The sequence below is a fragment of the Nocardioides aquaticus genome (assembly GCF_018459925.1).
GTDB classification, from domain to species: Bacteria; Actinomycetota; Actinomycetes; order Propionibacteriales; family Nocardioidaceae; genus Nocardioides; species Nocardioides aquaticus.
In genome coordinates, this window is record NZ_CP075371.1 from 2,868,465 (window position 1) to 2,883,960 (window position 15,496).

General features: G+C 72.7%; 14 protein-coding genes. 3 read left to right on the top strand and 11 right to left on the bottom strand.

What is annotated here, in order from left to right; translation table 11 throughout:
* Nucleotides 1-4 precede the first annotated feature (4 nt).
* A complete protein-coding gene (locus tag ENKNEFLB_RS13915; RefSeq protein WP_214055955.1) occupies nucleotides 5-1,216 on the top strand; it encodes an MFS transporter in 1,212 nt (403 codons plus the stop codon).
* On the opposite strand, the gene ENKNEFLB_RS13920 is transcribed toward ENKNEFLB_RS13915, so the two are convergent.
* The 8 genes from ENKNEFLB_RS13920 to ENKNEFLB_RS13955 all read right to left on the bottom strand — a co-directional run bounded on the left by ENKNEFLB_RS13920 (nucleotide 1,178) and on the right by ENKNEFLB_RS13955 (nucleotide 7,792).
* Nucleotides 1,178-2,179, bottom strand: a complete 1,002-nt coding sequence (locus ENKNEFLB_RS13920; protein WP_214055956.1) for a glycoside hydrolase family 25 domain-containing protein — start codon at nucleotides 2,177-2,179, stop codon at nucleotides 1,178-1,180. The two genes, ENKNEFLB_RS13915 and ENKNEFLB_RS13920, sit on opposite strands and share 39 nt — an antisense overlap.
* 14 nt (nucleotides 2,180-2,193) lie before the next feature.
* A complete protein-coding gene (thrS, locus tag ENKNEFLB_RS13925; protein ID WP_420830555.1) occupies nucleotides 2,194-4,188 on the bottom strand; it encodes a threonine--tRNA ligase in 1,995 nt (664 codons plus the stop codon).
* A gap of 136 nt (nucleotides 4,189-4,324) precedes the next feature.
* On the bottom strand, nucleotides 4,325-5,008 hold the full coding sequence (locus ENKNEFLB_RS13930) for an NADPH-dependent F420 reductase (protein WP_214055957.1): 684 nt from the start codon (nucleotides 5,006-5,008) through the stop codon (nucleotides 4,325-4,327).
* Nucleotides 5,009-5,304: 296 nt separating this feature from the next.
* Nucleotides 5,305-5,643: a hypothetical protein gene (locus tag ENKNEFLB_RS13935; RefSeq protein WP_214055958.1), complete on the bottom strand. Its 339-nt coding sequence runs from the start codon at nucleotides 5,641-5,643 to the stop codon at nucleotides 5,305-5,307.
* Between the two features lie 84 nt (nucleotides 5,644-5,727).
* Nucleotides 5,728-6,402 (bottom strand): DUF4166 domain-containing protein, encoded by a 675-nt coding sequence (locus tag ENKNEFLB_RS13940; RefSeq protein ID WP_214055959.1) that lies wholly within the window; start codon nucleotides 6,400-6,402, stop codon nucleotides 5,728-5,730.
* The gene (locus tag ENKNEFLB_RS13945; protein WP_246535552.1) at nucleotides 6,399-7,022 is read right to left on the bottom strand and encodes an SRPBCC family protein; all 624 of its coding nucleotides are present in this window, start codon (nucleotides 7,020-7,022) and stop codon (nucleotides 6,399-6,401) included. Before ENKNEFLB_RS13945 ends, ENKNEFLB_RS13940 begins: the two co-directional genes overlap by 4 nt.
* On the bottom strand, nucleotides 7,019-7,222 hold the full coding sequence (locus ENKNEFLB_RS13950; protein WP_214055960.1) for a hypervirulence associated TUDOR domain-containing protein: 204 nt from the start codon (nucleotides 7,220-7,222) through the stop codon (nucleotides 7,019-7,021). Before ENKNEFLB_RS13950 ends, ENKNEFLB_RS13945 begins: the two co-directional genes overlap by 4 nt.
* A gap of 21 nt (nucleotides 7,223-7,243) precedes the next feature.
* Nucleotides 7,244-7,792, bottom strand: a complete 549-nt coding sequence (locus tag ENKNEFLB_RS13955) for a DUF2243 domain-containing protein (RefSeq protein ID WP_214055961.1) — start codon at nucleotides 7,790-7,792, stop codon at nucleotides 7,244-7,246.
* A gap of 210 nt (nucleotides 7,793-8,002) precedes the next feature.
* Between ENKNEFLB_RS13955 and ENKNEFLB_RS13960 the strand changes: the two genes are divergently transcribed.
* On the top strand, nucleotides 8,003-9,664 hold the full coding sequence (locus tag ENKNEFLB_RS13960) for an ATP-binding protein (protein WP_214055962.1): 1,662 nt from the start codon (nucleotides 8,003-8,005) through the stop codon (nucleotides 9,662-9,664).
* On the opposite strand, the gene ENKNEFLB_RS13965 is transcribed toward ENKNEFLB_RS13960, so the two are convergent.
* From ENKNEFLB_RS13965 to ENKNEFLB_RS13975, 3 genes are all read right to left on the bottom strand, one after another.
* Complete coding sequence (locus tag ENKNEFLB_RS13965) at nucleotides 9,661-10,551, bottom strand: alpha/beta fold hydrolase (RefSeq protein WP_214055963.1); 891 nt, start codon at nucleotides 10,549-10,551, stop codon at nucleotides 9,661-9,663. The two genes, ENKNEFLB_RS13960 and ENKNEFLB_RS13965, sit on opposite strands and share 4 nt — an antisense overlap.
* An 86-nt stretch (nucleotides 10,552-10,637) precedes the next feature.
* Nucleotides 10,638-11,033 carry a VOC family protein gene (locus tag ENKNEFLB_RS13970; RefSeq protein ID WP_214055964.1) on the bottom strand — a complete coding sequence of 132 codons (396 nt, stop codon included), beginning with the start codon at nucleotides 11,031-11,033 and terminating at the stop codon, nucleotides 10,638-10,640.
* Entirely contained in the window at nucleotides 11,033-14,497 is a 3,465-nt protein-coding gene (locus tag ENKNEFLB_RS13975; RefSeq protein WP_214055965.1) for a TM0106 family RecB-like putative nuclease, read from the bottom strand. Before ENKNEFLB_RS13975 ends, ENKNEFLB_RS13970 begins: the two co-directional genes overlap by 1 nt.
* Nucleotides 14,498-14,690: 193 nt before the next feature.
* Here ENKNEFLB_RS13975 and ENKNEFLB_RS13980 point away from each other — a divergent pair, with 193 nt between their 5' ends.
* Nucleotides 14,691-15,410 (top strand): GOLPH3/VPS74 family protein, encoded by a 720-nt coding sequence (locus ENKNEFLB_RS13980; RefSeq protein WP_214055966.1) that lies wholly within the window; start codon nucleotides 14,691-14,693, stop codon nucleotides 15,408-15,410.
* Nucleotides 15,411-15,496: the final 86 nt, after the last annotated feature.

Below are 15,496 nucleotides of genomic sequence, written 5' to 3' on the forward strand. Positions count from 1 at the left end.
TTCTATGAAACGACCGTTTCACTCCCTGTCCCTCGTCCTCGCCGGCACCGCCCTGGTCGCGGCCACCTACGGCCTGGTCCGCGGCGCGTACGGCCTGGTGCTCCCGGCCGTCCAGCAGGACCTCGGGCTGACCTCGGTCGACGCCGGCGTCGTGTCCGGCCTGACCTCGTTGGCCTACTGCGTCGCGGCCTCGCTGTCGCTGCTCACCTGCCAGCGCCACCCGCGCGCGGTCGTCCTGACCGCCGGGGTGGCCGGCACGATCGGCGCGGCCGGGGTCGCCGCCGCACCCACCGTCGGCTGGTTCGCCGCCGCGGTCGTCCTCGGCAGCGGCGGCGCCGGTGCCGTGTCGCCCGCCCTGGTGGTCCTGGTGGCCCGGGCGGTGCGCGGTCCGCGGTCCGCCGGCGCGCAGTCCCTGGTCAACGCCGGCCCCGGCCCGGGCCTCGTCGTGGCCGGGCTGCTGGCCCTGGCGGTCGGGCAGCAGTGGCGTACGGCGTGGGTGGTCGCCGCCGTCGTCACGGCGCTCGCCACGGCGTGGACCCTGCACGCCTCCCGCCGCCTGCCCGCCCCCGACCCGGACGGTGACGACCACGACCACGACCACGAGCACGGCGAGGCCGTCGACCTGTCGGCCGCCTGGGTCGCCCCGGCCCTGGGCGCGTTCGCCTTCGGCGTCGGCAGCGCGGCGGTGTGGACCTACGGCCGGACGGTGCTCCAGGACGCCGGCGTCGCACCGACCGACGCGATCCTGGCCTGGGTGGCGCTCGGCGTCGGCGCCGCGCTGTCGGCGCCGGTCGCCCCGTGGCTGCTGCGCCGCGGCCCGCACCGCGGGTGGGTGGCGTGCCTGGCGATCACCGCCGCCGCGACCACCCTGCTCGCGGTGGCCGACGACCGGTGGACGGGGTGGGCGGCGACGCTGCTGTTCGGGCTCGGGTTCAACGCCGGCACGACGGTGCTGATCGCCTACGCCGTGCAGGTCTCGCGCACGCCCGGCCCGGCGGCGTCGGCGTTCTTCGTCGCCGCGCTGCTCGGTCAGGCCGCGGGCGCGCCGCTGGTCGGGCGGCTGCTCGAGACCGGCCCGCTCCTCGCCTTCGGCGCCGCCGCGACGGCGACGCTGCTCGGCACCCTCTCGGCCGTCACCCGCCCCCGCGACCGCCCCCGCGCGCAGGAGGAGGAGCCGTCAGCGCGGGTCGGCGAACCAGCGGCCCAGGTCGGCTGAGACGCCGGGGCAGGTCACGTTGTGGTCGCGGGAGTCGGCCAGCCACTGCCCCATCACCGGCTCCCCGCCCTGGATCGACGACTCGGGCCCGCACCGCGCGAGCGCCTCGGCCCGCGAGGTCTCCCCCGCCGCGCGCCACTCGGGCAGGCCCAGCTCGAGGTCGCCGACGATCTCGGCCCACAGGTAGGCCGTGGAGTAGATCCCGACCTCGTAACCCGCGTCCTCGTAGCCGCGCACGACCCCGCGCACCACCGCCGCGTTGGCGTCGAGGTCGCTGCTCCACTCGAAGTCGGCGACCGGCTCGACGTCCACCCACACCACGGGGGTCTCCAGGCCGGTGCGCTCCATCTCGGCCACCCCGAACGCGGCCTGCTGATACCCGGTGTTGGCCAGCGCCCCGCCCGCGGTCGACCCGTCGTACGGGCCGTCGTCGCCGACCGCCTCCAGCGCCTCGTCGTCGGGGTAGCTGGTCACGGCGTACGACGCGAGCAGCCGCCCCGAGGAGCGGACCGAGGCCACCTGGTCGGCCAGGCACGGGTTCTCGGTGAACGCGGGGCCGTTGGTCAGGCCGATGATCACGTACTCCGCCTCGGGCAGCGGCGGCGGCAGGCCGAGCGTGGGGCGCTCGGGGATGCCCAGCCCCTTCGGGCACTGCGGCCAGGAGATGTCGGCGCCGAGGACGATGCCGGTGCGGGCCAGGTCGTCCTGCTCGCGCGCGCTCTGCTCGGCCAGCTCGGCGAGGTCGCCGAGCGCGTCCTCGTCGATGGACGGCGCGGACTCCGGGATCTGCGTCGGCGCGTCGGAGGCGTCACCGCCCGGCGCCGGACCCGGCCGGTCGTCCTCGACCGCCGGCGCTGACGAGACGGCCTCCTCCACGGCCGTCTCCTCCGGGCCCGACCCGCACCCGGCGAGCAGGAGCGCCGCCGCCGACGCGGCGACGGCGACCCCCCGTGCGTACGACACCCGAGCGCGCCGGGTCAGACCTGCGCGCGGGAGGCGACCGCGTCGACGACCCGCTGGATCGCCTCCTCGATCGGCACCCCGTTGTCCTGGTGGCCGTCGCGGTAGCGGAAGGAGACCGCGCCGGCCTCGACGTCCTGGTCGCCGGCGATGACCATGAAGGGCACCTTCTGCAGCTGGGCGTTGCGGATCTTCTTCTGCATCCGGTCGTCGGAGTCGTCGACCTCGACCCGGATCCCGCGCGCCTTCATCTGCCGCGCCACGTCGTAGAGGTGGTCGGCGTGCCTCTCGGCGATCGCGATGCCCTGCACCTGGACCGGGGCCAGCCACGGGGGGAAGGCGCCGGCGTAGTGCTCGACGAGCACCCCGAGGAACCGCTCGATGGAGCCGAACTTCGCCGAGTGGATCATCACCGGGCGCTGCCGCGAGCCGTCGGCGGCCTGGTACTCGAGCTCGAAGCCGCGGGGCTGGTTGAAGTCGTACTGGATGGTCGACATCTGCCAGGTGCGCCCGATCGCGTCGCGGGCCTGCACCGAGATCTTGGGGCCGTAGTAGGCCGCCCCGCCCGGGTCGGGCACGAGCTCGAGACCGGTGTCGGTGGCGACCTTCGCCAGCACCTCGGTGGCCCGGGCCCACTCGTCCTCGTCGCCGACGAACTTGTCCGGCTTGGAGTCGTCGCGGGTGGACAGCTCGAGGTAGAAGTCGTCGAGGCCGAAGTCGCGCAGCAGGCTCAGCACGAAGTCGAGCAGGTGCTTGATCTCGCCCGGCGCCTGCTCGGGGGTGACGTAGGAGTGCGAGTCGTCCTGGGCGAAGCCGCGCACCCGGGTCAGGCCGTGGATGACGCCGGACTTCTCGTAGCGGTACACGTGGCCGAACTCGAACAGCCGCAGCGGCAGCTCGCGGTAGGAGCGCCCGCGGGAGCGGAAGATCAGGTTGTGCATCGGGCAGTTCATCGCCTTGAGGCGGTACTCGTTGCCGTCCAGGCCGAACGCCGGGAACATCCCCTCGGCGTAGTACGGCAGGTGCCCGGAGGTGTGGAAGAGCCCCTCCTTGGAGATGTGGGGGGTGCCGACGTAGTCGAAGCCCTCCTCGATGTGCCGGCGGCGGACGTAGTCCTCCATCTCCCGCTTGATCACCCCGCCCTTGGGGTGGAAGACGGGCAGGCCGGAGCCGATCTCGTCGGGGAAGCTGTAGAGGTCGAGGTCGCGCCCGAGCTTGCGGTGGTCGCGGCGCTCGGCCTCCTCGATGCGGTGCAGGTGGGCGTCGAGCTCCTCCTTGGAGGGCCACGCGGTGCCGTAGATGCGCTGCAGCTGCTTGTTCTTCTCGTCGCCGCGCCAGTACGCCGCCGCCGAGCGCATCAGCGTGAACGCCGGGATCCGCTTGGTGGTCGGCAGGTGCGGGCCGCGGCACAGGTCGCTCCAGGCGACCTCGCCCTTGCGGTTGACGTTGTCGTAGATCGTCAGCTCGCCGGCGCCGACCTCGACCGACGCCCCCTCGGCGGCGTCGTCGCTCTTCCCAGAGCCCTTCAGGCCGATCAGCTCGATCTTGTACGGCTCCTCGGCCAGCTCGGCCAGCGCGTCGGCGTCGGTGGTGACCCGCCGGGAGAACCGCTGGCCCTCCTTGATGATCTTGCGCATCCGGGTCTCGATCTTGGCGAGGTCCTCCGGCACGAACGGGGTCTCGACGTCGAAGTCGTAGTAGAACCCGTCGACGACCGGCGGCCCGATCCCGAGCTTGGCGTCCGGGAAGAGGTCCTGCACGGCCTGGGCCATCACGTGCGCGGCCGAGTGACGCAGGATGTCGAGACCGTCGCGGCTGTCGATCGCGACCGGCTCCACCTCGTCGCCGTCGACGAGGTCGTAGGCCAGGTCCTTCAGCGCGCCGCCGACGCGCGCGGCGATGACCTCGGGCTCGTCGGCGAAGAGCTGCCAGGCCTTGGTGCCGTCGTCCACCTGGGTGGTGGTCGTCTCCCGCTGGCCCTCACGCTCGGCGTGGGCGCGGACGACGTGGATCTCTGGCACCGGGTGCTCCTCGGTTGATCAACTCGGACGGTCCGCCCGGACGGTCGGCCGGGCGGGGGCGCGGCGCAGGGGCGCGCCGCCCGGCGATCGTAACGAGGACCGGCGACGCCGCGCGCCCCGGTTTGCCTCACATGTCGCGGTAGCGCTTGGACTCGGCGAGCTTCGCGCGGATCCGGTCGGCGTCGGCGGCGATCGGGTGCTCCCAGTCGTCGCCCTCGACGTAGGTGCCGACGTACGCCGCGGTGTCCCGCTGGAAGCGCCACGACTCCTCGAGCGTGCCGCCGTCGAAGGTGTCGTAGCCGATCGAGTCGAGGAACTCCGCGACCGTGCGCTTGGCCGGCATCTCGTCGCCGGCGATGATCAGCGTGGTCCGCTCGGGGTCGCTGTCGGGGCGGGCCATCGTGGCGAGGTGCTTGAAGAAGATGTTGTTGAACGTCTTCACGACGTGGCTCTCGGCGAGGTGGGCCTGGACCATCTCGCTGGTGGTCGTGGTCTCCTCGTCGAGCGCGGCGACCTGGCCGTCCCGCTCGGGGTAGTAGTTCAGCGTGTCCATCACGACCTTGCCGGCCAGCTGCTTGGCGGGGAGGTCCGCCAGCGCCTTGAGCGGCACGGTGACGACGGCCAGCTCGGCGGCCTCGGCCGCCTCCGTGGCGGTGGCGGCGCGGGCGCGGGGGCCCAGCTGCTCGATCAGGTCGGCGAGCGTCTCCGGGCCGCGGGAGTTCGCGATCACGACCTCGTGCCCGCCGTCGATCGCCAGCTTCGCGACCGTGCTACCGATGTTGCCTGCTCCGATGATTCCGATGGTGGTCATGGGAGGGGAACGGACCACCCGCCGTCGTCATTCCTGGCGGCGCCCGGCCCGGGTCGGCGCAGGACCGGCCGGGCGACCTACGGCGCGGCTGGTGGACGGGGGTGCGGCCTCAGGCCAGGGTGGGGCGACTAACACCGTCGAGCCCACGAAGAGGTACCCCCATGAACACCCGGACCATCGCCATCGCAGCCCTCGTCATCGCCGTGATCCTGCTGCTGTTCTTCCTGCTCTGAGCGACCGCTGACGTTCGATGCCCCGTCACCGTGAGGTGGCGGGGCATCGTCGTCTCGTCGACCTCAGGCGGCGTTGCACTCCTCGACCGCGGCCTCGTACTCGGCCGACCCGGCCGACGCCTCGGTGATCTCGCCGCCGAGCACGGCGAAGAACCGGTCGTCGTAGGTCGTGAACTGGTCGCCGGACTCGCAGGTGACCACGCTCGGCAGCTCGGGCTGCCCGTCGACGCTGCAGCCCTGGTAGCCGGCGTCGAGGGTCTCGCCGTCGATCCAGACGTCGGCGCACTCCCCCAGCTCGTCGGCGCGGCCGGCCGTACCGGACTCGTTGTTCTCGGTCTGGTCCGAGCAGGCGACGCCCGTGGCGGCGAGGACGAGGGCGGAGAGGCCGAGAGCGATACGCATGCTGCGACGGTACGGGCGCCGGCGGTCACCCCCTGCCACCCCTGCGGGCGGCTCACGCAGCCCGCGCTCCGGCTCCCGGGACTGCTACTCCCGGCGCTCGTAGCGCGCCGGCTTCAGGCGGTCCGGGGCGTCGTGGGCCTCGACGAAGTCGCAGGTGAACTCCCCGTCGTAGCCGAAGAGGAACCCGAAGACCGGGTTCGACACCACGAGGTCGATCCGGAAGACGCCGGCCGCGTCGTCGTAGCTCTCCCGGAGCACCGCCCGCCCGCTGAACGCCATCGGGAAGCGGAACCCGACGGCGCGCTCGTAGAACCGCTGCGCGTGCGAGGTCAGCAGCAGGCTGCCGTCGGCCTCGACGCGCAGGTCGAGGTCGACGGCGAGGTGCTGGTGGGTGCCGAGGTAGTCCAGGACGCGGCCGTCGGCACCGGCGGCGACCATGGTGGCGTCGAAGCGACGCGTCCGCCCGCGCAGCCGGTACTCGCGCACGAACGTCACCGCCTCGCGGCCGTACGGGTCCCGGTAGGGGTAGTTCTCGATTGTGAACGGCACGTCCGTGCCGGTGTCGGGGACCAGGATGTTCCGCATCCGACCCAGCTGCAGGAACGGCACCGTCCACCAGGGCCCGCGCCGGATCCGGTGCATGGTGCCGCGGCCGGTGCAGGCGTACCCGGCCTCCAGCCCGACGCCGAACCGGCGCTGCAGCATGGGGTGCAGGCGGGCGAAGTCGTCCCCCATGGCGGCCTCGAAGATGCTGGTCACGGTGCCTCCAGGGTGTCGAGGGTGGCCGGTGCGGACTCCATCACGCGGCCGTCGGACGCGCTACGGCGGCAGCGGCCGGCCCGCGGTCGCTCGGGGCGCCACCACCACAGCACGGAACGGACCGGCCACTGCTCGGGCTCGGCGCCGTCCTCGGCCCAGATCCGGAGCCGGTCGAAGCTCCACGCGGTCAGCCAGCCGATGAACCGGCGCAGCACCAGCCGGTCGACCAGACCGCCCCAGCCGGGCCGGTAGTCGTACCCGGTGGTGAACCGCACGCCGCCGTCGAGGGGCTCGTAGCGCCAGTACCCCCGGCCGTCGCCGAGCGGGCTGAGCCGGTCCGGCGTGGTGAAGCGCAGCGCCGAGGTACGGGTGCCGTCGGGCCGTCGCTTCTCGCCGATGGTGGTGCCGGTGCCTGCGAGCAGGTGGCCCGGGAGGCGCAGCTCGTAGCGGAACCGTCGGCCCCCGCCGGGCAGGTCCTCCACCGGCTCGATCGTGCTGAAGCGCAGGTCCCAGCGGGAGTGGAGGCTGGTGTCCTGGGTCAGCCGCCAGACCTCGTCCATCGGCGCCGCGATGTCGACCGAGACGTAGATCGGCGGACCGCCCCGTGCCGGCACGCTCACGCCTCGTCGAGCGTGGACTCCTTGTGCGCCGCCTTCGAGCCGGACTTCGACGACTCCACGATCCAGTACGGCTCGTCGTCGCTGGCCTTGAACTTCTGGTTGTCGTGCTGGAACTCGGAGGTCTTCTTCTCGACCGCCGTGCCCTCGGTCGTGCCCTGCGGGGTGTTCCAGGTGACCTTGTCGCCCTTGCTGATAGCCATGCGTCGGAGAGTAGGGCGCCCTCAGGCCGGGGTCCCCCGCCCACGGGGGTGACGGGCCGCGAGGGCGCGGGCGCCGTTGCGGTGCACCAGCATCCCGCCGACCACGAGGAGGACGCCGAATGCCAGGAAGCCGAGGTCCCACGACAGCGGGGCTCCGAGGTCGTCGCGCAGGTGGTGCACCCCGAGGATCTGGTGGTTGATCAGGCCCTCGACGAGGTTGAAGATCCCCCACCCGGCGGCGACGAGGCCGAGGTGGAAGCGCCAGGTCGGCGCGAGCCGGCCCTGCTGCCAGGCCCGGATCGCCAGCAGCGAGGCGGCCAGCAGGAACAGCCAGGTGGCGACGTGGAAGAACCCGTCGGCCAGCGTGTTGGCCTCGAGCCCGGCGACGGTGGTCGTGGGGTAGCCGTCGACGTCGCTGACCATGTGGTGCCACTGCAGGATCTGGTGCAGCACGATCCCGTCCACGAACCCGCCGAAGCCGATGCCGTAGAGCAGGCCGAAGGCCTTGGTGGGCGGACGGGCGTCGGGATCCGCCGTGGTGCGGGCCGGGGTCGCGGGCGCGGACGTCATGCGAAAAGGTAGCCCGCGACAACCCCTCGCCGCGTCTCCCCCCGCCTCCCTCCGCGTCTCGCCGGTGGGACCGGAACCGGGGCGAAGGGCCAACCCATGGGTCCTTGGTCCTCATCTGAGGGGTGGAACCTCCCGTGATCGGCGCCTGCCCCGGTAGCCGGCCGGATCTGTGGTCCTCTTGACTTCCCCCACGCAGGAGATCGGCCCCCCATGGATGATGTCGCGCTCGACCGACCCTTCCCCCTCGCCCGACCCTTCACCTTCGACGACCCCACCCCGACGGTCCTCGACGCCGGGCGGCTGCGGGCGCTGCGCAACACGGGCCTGCTCGCCCTCGGGCGGCACCCCGCGCTCGACGCGATCACCCGGCTCGCGGCCCGTGCGACCGACTCCCCCACCGCCCTGGTGTCGTTGATCGACGCCGAGCGTCAGGTGTTCCCCAGCCGGCACGGCTGGACCGACGACCTCGCGGACGTGACCAGGGAGACGCCGCTGGCCCTCTCGTTCTGCAAGTACGTCGTCGCCAACGACGCCCCGCTGGTCGTGGAGGACGCCCGGGTGCACCCGACCCTGGCCACCAGCCCCGGAACCCTCGAGGGCGGCGCGGTGGCCTACGCCGGCGTGCCCCTGCACGACCCGTGCGGGCACGTGCTGGGGGCGTTGTGCGTGACCGACGTGGTGCCCCGGCAGTGGAGCGAGCAGCACCTCGAGGGTCTGCGCGACCTGGCGACCGCGGCCGAGACGAAGATCGCGCTGCGGTTGAGCACCCGCGAGATCGAGCTCGACCGCGAGCGGCTGATGCACGTGCTCGACGGGGCCGCGAACACAATGGTCGTCATCGCCGCCGCCGACGGCGTGATCACCACGATGAACGAGCAGGCGGCCGAGCTCCTGGGGCACGAGGCGTCGGCGTTCGTCGGCTCCGCGACACTCCTGGACCTGGCGGCGCTCGCCGACCCGACCGTCCCCAAGGCCGCGCGCGGCGAGGCCCAGGACTGGACGGTGGCGACGGCTGACGACGGACCGCGCGTCGTCTCGGTGCGCACCAGCACGCTGCTGGACGGTGTCGGGGACGTCGAGGGCTACGTCGTGATCGGCGACGACGTCAGCGCCCACCGGCAGGCCGAGCAGGTGCTGCGCGACACCGTCTCCCGCCAGGCCGAGGCCGTACGGCGCCTCGAGGCGCTCGAGGTGGCGCGCAACGACTTCATCGCGACCGCCAGCCACGAGCTGCGGACACCCGTGACCAGCATCAACGGCTTCACCGAGCTCCTGGCCGAGGGGATCGTCGGCGAGCTCACGCCGCCCCAGCGCGACCTCGTGGCACGGATCGGGCGCAACAGCCGGCGGCTGCTGCACCTGATCGAGGACCTGCTCAACCTGACCCGCCTCGACGCGACCGTCCCGGACGTCCGCACCGACGTCGCGGTCGGCCCGCTCGCCCTCCGCGCCTGGGAGAGCATCCAGCCCGAGCTCGCGGCCCGCGACCTCGAGACGGCCCTCGAGGTCAGCGCCGGAGACGTCGTCGTGCAGGGCGACCCCGTGCAGCTCGAACGGGCGCTGCTGAACCTGCTCACCAACGCCGTGAAGTTCACCCCCGACGGCGGCGCGGTCGCCCTGTCGGTGCTGCCCCACGAGGCCGGCGTCATGTTCGAGGTCGCCGACACCGGCCGCGGCATCGCCGCGGACGAGCAGGCCCACGTCTACGAGCCGTTCTTCCGCACGCGCGACACCCACGAGAAGGCCGTGCCCGGCTCGGGCGTGGGACTGACCGTGGTCAAGCGTGTGGTCGACGCCCACGGGGGGCAGGTGCTCCTGGACTCCGAGGTCGGGCGCGGGACGACGGTACGGGTCGTGCTCCCGGTCGACTAGCTCCAGCGGCCGAGGAACTCCACCGTCGCCGCGTTCACCACGTCGGGGTCCGAGGCGCTGAGGAAGTGCTGGCCGCCCTCGACGACCCGCAGCTCGGTGTCGGCGGCTTGGGAGAACCGGCCGATCTCGTCCTCGGCGTTGGCCACGGAGTAGACCGCGTCGGCGGTGCCCTGCATCCACAGCACCGGGCAGCGCACGCCGTCCAGCCGACCGTGCAGGCCGTCGCGGTCACGCAGGTTGATGGTGCTGACCCGGAGCCGGTGCCGGCCGGCGTCCCCGGTGTAGTTCTGCTGGTAGGTGGTGTGCCAGAACGCCCGCTCGTCGTCGGTGACGGCCTCGCCCAGACCGGCACCCAGGACGGCGTCGACGAACTCGCCCGGGACGACCCAGTCGTCGCCCACGGGCTCGGCCAGGGCGTCGATCGACGGCGTGCAGAAGTCGAGGCCGTCCCAGCACCCCAGGTCGCGGCTGCGCTGGCTCTCGTAGTCCATCGAGGTGCCGAGCGGGACGATGCCCTGGATGACGTCGGGCGCGAGGATCGCCATCCGGGTGGCCACCCAGCCGCCCTGGGACGTGCCCAGCACGAACGCCCGCGGGATGCCGAGCGCCTCGAGGACCTGCAGGTTGGCGATCGCGCTGTCCCAGTAGGTGAACTGCTCGTACGCCGCCCGCGTCGCGCCGTGGCCGTACAGCTCGATGGCCAGCAGGTTGGCGGCCTCACCCAGCCCGGCGTGGGCGAACTGCGGGCGGTAGAGCTCCACCGAGGTGCTGAACGAGTTCACCATCACCAGCGTCGGGAGCGCGGGGTCGTACGGCTTGCCGAGCTTGTAGCCGATGGTGGACCCGCCGAGGTGCGGGACGGTGACTGTCTGGGCGCCGTTGCTCATCGCGTCTCCTGTGGTCGTGGGGAGGGTGATGTTGCTCCGGCGCCCGGCACGCGTCAACGGAAGCGTGCTGTTGGTCCCGGCTGATGTCAGTCGGCGAGCTCGTGGTCGCCACGCAGGATGCAGAACTGGTTGCCCTCGGGGTCGGCCAGGACGACCCAGCCGGTCCCCGGGCCGTAGATGCCGCGGTGGTCGGCGACCTCCGTCGCCCCGAGGCCGAGGAGCACCTCGAGCTCCTCGTCGCGGGTGCGCTCGGTGGGGCGCAGGTCGAGGTGGATCCGCTTCGGGATCGACGTGTCGAAGCCGGGCACCTCGAGGAAAAGGACGTGCTCCCCCGTCGTCGGGGAGAGGATCATGCACTCCTCGTCGCCGGGGCCGTTGGGGTCCTCCTCGACGTCGACGAAGCCGAGGACCTGCTTCCACCACTCCGAGAGCTCGTAGGCGTTGACGCAGTCGATGCTGAGGTGCGAGATGCGGGCCGTCATCACGGCATCCTGGCAGGCACCGGCTCCCCCAGCCCGAGGAAACCACCGAGCTCGAGCAGGCCGTGCGTGCTCGTCGGCATGAACGCCGTCAACGACCTCGACCGGACCACGACCGCCTTCCACTGCGCCCGGGACACCGCGACGTTCACGCGGTTGCGGTTCAGCAGGAACTCCATCCCCCGAGGGACGTCCTCCTGCGACGACGCCGTCATCGACACGACGACCACCGGCGCCTCCTGGCCCTGGAACTTGTCGACGGTGCCGACCCGTACGGCACCGAGCCCCGCCTCGGCCAACCGCTCGCCCAGCAGGACCCGCTGGGCGTTGTACGGCGCGACCACCAGCACGTCCGCCGCCCCGAGGGTCCGTGACGCCGCGCCGTCGTGCCACCGCGCGCCCACGTGGCGCCGGACCTGCTCGACGACGACCGCGGCCTCCTCCAGGCTCGACACACTCCGCCCGCCGTGGTCGACGAGGACGATCTCGACGCCGGGGTCGACGCCCTCGAGCGACCTCGCGCTCGCGGCGTCGGCGGCGTGCAGCTTGCCGTCGTAGGACAGCCGCGACACGACCTCGCAGACGGCCGGGTGCATCCGGTAGGACGTCTCGAGGAAGTAGCCGAGGTCCTCGGGGAGCGTCGCGCTGGCCCCGATCACCCAGCTCAGCGCCGAGTCGTCCACCGGCTCCCCGTGGCACCCCTGGCTGACCTGGGGCAGCTGCTGGGGGTCGCCGAGCAGCAGGAGCCGCTGCGCGGCGGTCGAGACCGCGAGGGTGTTGGCCAGGCAGAACTGTCCGGCCTCGTCGACTACCAGGAGGTCGAGACCCTCGGGTTCGACGGCGTTCCCGACGAAGCCCCACACGGTGCCGCCGACGACGTACCCGGCCGTCTGCTCGGCCTTCCACGTCGCCAGGGAGGCCGGGCTCAGACCGACCCACGTGGCGGCCTTGTTCCGCTTGTCGCGCTTGGCGACCACCGCGGGCGAGAGCCCCTTGCCGACCACCGCGTCCAGGAGGTTCTCGACGACGGCGTGCGACTGACCGACGACCCCGATCCGCCAGCCGTGCTCCTCGACCAGCCGCTTGATGACCAGCGAGCCGAGGTACGTCTTGCCGGTCCCGGGCGGGCCCTGGACGGCGAGGTACGACCGGTCCAGCGCCAGCAGCGTGGACACGAGGTCGGACTCGCGTTCCCCCGTCCGGGCGACGCCGGGGAGACCGACCAGCCGCGGCCCGCGCCGGGCCAGGACGTCCACCGCCGGCTGCGCGGGCAGGGCATCGCCTTCGGCTGCCCGCTGGGCCAGGGAGCCGATGGTCGCGGCGATCTGCGCCGTAGGCGGACCGGGCGTCGGCGCGAGGGCGAGCGGCAGTGCCTCCCAGGTGCTCTGCCCCTTCCTCACCACCTCGACGACGGTCACCGTCACCGTGCCGTCGGCGTGCTGCTCGACGTCGGTGAGCTCCATGTCGCCGGTCGCCCCGTGGAGGCCGCGGGCCGGGACGACGACGCCGTCCGGAGCGGGGGCGGCGTACACGCACCGGACCGAGCCCGGTGCGGCCAGGGTGCTGCCCGGTCCGGGCCGGCCGGTCAGGCGCAGCGTGCGCCGGCGGTTCTTCTGCTTCCCGGTCGTGCCCCAGTCCTCGACGACCTCGGCGGTCTGCACGAGGACGACGTCCTTGGTGTCGGCCCACTCGTCCGGCTCGTGCATCAGCCGGTCGAAGTGCGCCCACCAGAAGGGCTTGTCCTCCCGCCGGTGGTAGTCCAGCGCGCCCTCGAGCAGCGCCCACGCCTGCTCCTCATCGGTCCTCTCGGAGCGCAGCTCGGGCCCGGAGCGCGCCAGGAGGTCGCGGGAGAGCGCGACCCGCTCCGGGGGTTGCTCCCGGACGACCTGCCCGGTCAGCTCGACGTCGTCGTCCGGCCCCGCAGCGTGAGCCCCCGGCGGCAGCTGGTTCAGCAGCCAGTCCCGCAGCTCCAGGGTCGACTCGCAGTCGTAGTGGTTGTACTGCAGCAGGTCGTCCCGCTCCGCCGATCTACTCGGGTCGTCGAGCGCGAGCTTCTCGCGGTAGATCCCGTACTGGACGATCGAGTCGTCCCCGGCGGCCAGCCCCTCGCGCTCGTGATCCATGTAGAGCGGCTCGAGCTTCTTGATGCTGTAGGACGGCTGCGAGACCCGGACCGACCCGCGGACGGTGGCGTAGAGGTCGACGAACACCCCGTGGCGGAGCAGGTCGTCGAGCTCCTCCTCGTGCGTCTTGAACTCCGCGACCAGGCGCTTGAGCGCGGAGACCTCGTAGGCCGCGTAGTGGTACACGTGCATCCCCGGGTACGCCTCGCGCAGCGCGGCCACCGTGTCCAGGAACGTGACCAGCGCGGCCCGCTCCTGCACCCGGTCGTCGGCCCACAGGTGCCAGAACTCCCCCAGCGACCCGTCGGCCCTGCGCGCGGTCTGCACGCCCCAGAGGTATTCCAGGCCCCACCGCTCGCTGCCCGGCTCGTGGTGGATCGGGTCGCCCTCGAAGTCGAAGAACAGGTCGCCCGGCGTCGGCTTCGGCAGCGCCCGGATCGGCAGCGGGTCGAACACCTCGAACCGGACCCCCTCGTCGGCGAGCTGCGCGGCCTGGAGCGTTGCCTGGGCGACGAGGCGGTCGAAGACGCCGTGGTTCATCCCGGTGGGGCAGGTCCCGGCAGCCGCGAGGTCAGTCATGGTGTGGATCCCGGCGTCCTTGAGGCGGGCTCGCTGCGAGCGGCGGAGGTTGGCGACCTGCAGGAGGTCGTCGGTGTCGGTCACCGCCGTCGCGCAGTCGTCGCAGGACCCGCAGAAGACCAGCCCCGGGGTGTCCCACGCCGCCTTCCCCGGGCTCGCGCGATGCTCCGTGATCAGGTCACGCAGCCGCGCCCGGCGCTCGCGGAAGACCGCCATCAGGTCGGCACGGGGGAAGGAGACCGTGTCGCCGGTGCCGAGGATCAGCCTCACCTCCGGGGCGACGTCGAACCCGAGGCGCTCGAGCTGGTCGGCGTACGCCGCGACCTGCAGCAGCGCGGTCGTCTTCGCGCGCCGCGCGATCTTGGAGTCGGCCACGACCCAGCCGTCCGGGGAGGCGAGCAGGAAGTCGGCGTACCCGTGGAACTCCCCGTCGGCGAACCCCGCCTGGAAGACGACGTCGGCGCCCGACCCCAGCGCGTCCGTGGTGCGGCGCACCAGGTCGGCGAGATCCGCAGGAGCCTTGCCGGTGGCGCGGGCGACGGTGACGACGCCGTCGCCGTGGGTCGCGACGAGATCGTCCAGGACCTGCCGCTCGTGGCGGTCCCCGGCGGCGGAAAGCTGGTCGCGCAGCGGGCTGGGGGTCGCGTCGGCGACGTCCGTGGGGTCCGTCAGGCGGTCCAGCGACCGCAGCAGGGCGAACTCGCAGGTCGCGGCGGAGGCGAGGTCGGAGGCGCTCCAGTGCACCCCGGTCTCGTTCTGGAACACAGGACTCCTCGGGGTCACGGGCGTGGTTTACGCCGACGGACCGGGGCCGCTGGCGGGGCCAGTGTGCAAGGTGCACGGCGTTGTCGCAGCGACTCGGCGGGTTCGGGGTGTGCCGGAAGGAACGAGATGGTGGAGTAACCGCGACAGAGGCGGGATCAGCAGACCCATCAAGTCCGGTCGGAGGCGTACGCGCGTGTGGGAGTGGTTGCTCAAGGCGTTCGGCGTCGCGGACGAACCCCTCATCTCGCCCACGCCCGTCCCGGCCCGCATGACGCCCTCCCTGGCCCACGAGGCGCTCCTGATCTGCGTCCACCCGGTCACCGGCACGCTGTGGGACCACACCCGGCACATCTGGTCCGCGGCGCTCCTCATCGAGCTCGCGCACGAGGGGCGGTTGCAGGTGACCGGGTCCGGGAAGGCCACCCGCCACACCCTGGTCGGCTCCTCCCTGCTCGGGGACCCTGAGCTCGACATGACCCTGACGCGCCTGGAGCTCTACCGGCCGGGATGGAAGACGGTGGGCCAGGTGGACTTCCTGCCGGGTCCCGAGCACCTGGTCGAGCGGCTGGTCGCCGAGGGCCTGGTCGTGGAGGAGGAGCGGGTGACCGGCGGGCTCTTCAAACGTCGCCGCCTGCACCTCACGGCGGCCGGCCGCGACGAGCCGGCTGCCCGGGTGCGTGCGGCCCTGCTCGGTGAGGCGGTCCCGGACGAGCGGACGGCGCTGCTCGTCGCGGCGCTCAACGTCGCGATGCCGACGAGGCTCCTCGTCCCGAAGGACAGGGTCAAGGAGGCCGACCGCCGGATGAGGGAGATCGTCGCGGGGGTCGGCGAGGCCGAGCGAGCCCTGATCTCGGCGGTGCGGGCGGCGCGGGCCCGCAGCGAGGGCGGTGGCGACGGGGGTGGTGGCGACTAGTGCTTGGCCGAGTTGTCGCAGAACTGGGGCAGCGGGGAAATGGCCCTTGTCAACGTCACCCCGCGGCAGAGGGTAAGCCTCGCGTC

Coding starts and splice junctions, on each gene's coding strand:
- ENKNEFLB_RS13930 (WP_214055957.1), bottom strand. CDS start 5,008: ATGACCACCATCGGAATCATCGGAGCAGGCAACATCGGTAGCACGGTC.
- ENKNEFLB_RS13970 (WP_214055964.1), bottom strand. CDS start 11,033: ATGACGGCCCGCATCTCGCACCTCAGCATCGACTGCGTCAACGCCTAC.
- ENKNEFLB_RS13965 (WP_214055963.1), bottom strand. CDS start 10,551: ATGAGCAACGGCGCCCAGACAGTCACCGTCCCGCACCTCGGCGGGTCC.
- ENKNEFLB_RS13915 (WP_214055955.1), top strand. CDS start 5: ATGAAACGACCGTTTCACTCCCTGTCCCTCGTCCTCGCCGGCACCGCC.
- ENKNEFLB_RS13935 (WP_214055958.1), bottom strand. CDS start 5,643: ATGCGTATCGCTCTCGGCCTCTCCGCCCTCGTCCTCGCCGCCACGGGC.
- ENKNEFLB_RS13960 (WP_214055962.1), top strand. CDS start 8,003: ATGGATGATGTCGCGCTCGACCGACCCTTCCCCCTCGCCCGACCCTTC.
- ENKNEFLB_RS13950 (WP_214055960.1), bottom strand. CDS start 7,222: ATGGCTATCAGCAAGGGCGACAAGGTCACCTGGAACACCCCGCAGGGC.
- ENKNEFLB_RS13955 (WP_214055961.1), bottom strand. CDS start 7,792: ATGACGTCCGCGCCCGCGACCCCGGCCCGCACCACGGCGGATCCCGAC.